2 protein-coding genes and 1 pseudogene are annotated in these 1,034 nt (G+C 49.3%); all 3 read right to left on the reverse strand.

Annotated features, from left to right (window positions below):
- On the reverse strand, positions 1-246 hold a 246-nt coding region (locus QZ506_RS16630; protein WP_291972592.1), incomplete at its 3' end, for a helix-turn-helix domain-containing protein.
- A gap of 65 nt (positions 247-311) precedes the next feature.
- Positions 312-893, reverse strand: a complete 582-nt coding sequence (locus QZ506_RS16635) for a thymidine kinase (protein ID WP_291972594.1) — start codon at positions 891-893, stop codon at positions 312-314.
- A 25-nt stretch (positions 894-918) separates the two neighbouring features.
- Positions 919-1,034: pseudogene (locus tag QZ506_RS16640) on the reverse strand (IS5/IS1182 family transposase); the annotation flags it as partial.

The following is a 1,034-nucleotide window of genomic DNA, read 5'->3' on the forward strand; positions in this document are numbered from 1 at the left end:
CTCAATAGCACAATCAACAACCGCGCGCTCAGTGGCTTCGTCGGCGCGGTTCTTCAGATTCGGAATCTGGCGGTTCTGGTTAACCAGCGCATCAATGCCGCCTTCAGCAGCCAGTTCCTGATAACGGTAAAATGTATCGCGTGACACGCCCATGATCTTGCAGGCTTTTGATACGTTACCGAGCTCTTCGGCGAGATTGAGCAGGCCGGCTTTGTGTTTGATAATGGGATTGTTAGTATGAAGCATGAGAGTTACCTCGCGTTTTGTTTAAGGATTAGACACCCATATCAAAACCGGTAACTCTCAACCTTTCAAGGTCCCGTGTCAGATCTAGTCGCGACTAATACAGCTAATCCCAATGCGCTTTTGTAATGTTTGCGACAGACTGACACATAGCGCTCATTGCCCCCGATCACCACCTGTTCACCTTCACGCAGCGTATTGCCCTGCGCGTCAAGCCGCAGCACTCTATTCGCTTTGCGCCCGCAATGACAGACCGTTTTCAACTCGATCAGCTTATCCGCCCAGGCGAGCAAATACTGGCTGCCGGAAAATAATTCGCCCTGAAAATCAGTACGTAGACCGTAACACAGCGCCGGAATATCCAATTCATCGACAATGCCTGACAGCTGGTTCACCTGCTCGCGGGTTAGAAACTGACACTCATCGATTAATATACAGTGCACAGGCTGCTCACGTTGTGCATTAACCAACAAGGTAAACAAATCAGTTTGTAAATTAAACACCAAAGCTGGGGCGGAAAGTCCAATACGCGAGCTGACCCGCCAGATACCATCACGGTGGTCTATTTTAGCCGTTAAAATCAGCGTCCTCATCCCCCGTTCCTGATAGTTATAAGAGGAGGATTTGTTGAATAAATCAGAACCTGTAATGACTGCGCCCCATACTGGTCGATTGTTACGTGATGCGAATACTGTTCGGCATTCCTGATAGCGTGATCCGGTTAAGCGCTTTGACCATGGCCATGGCTTCACCCACCTGAGCATCGTAGTCTCTCAGACTTAGATGACCAC

Source organism: Candidatus Symbiopectobacterium sp., assembly GCF_020054415.1.
Classification (GTDB): domain Bacteria; phylum Pseudomonadota; class Gammaproteobacteria; order Enterobacterales; family Enterobacteriaceae; genus Symbiopectobacterium.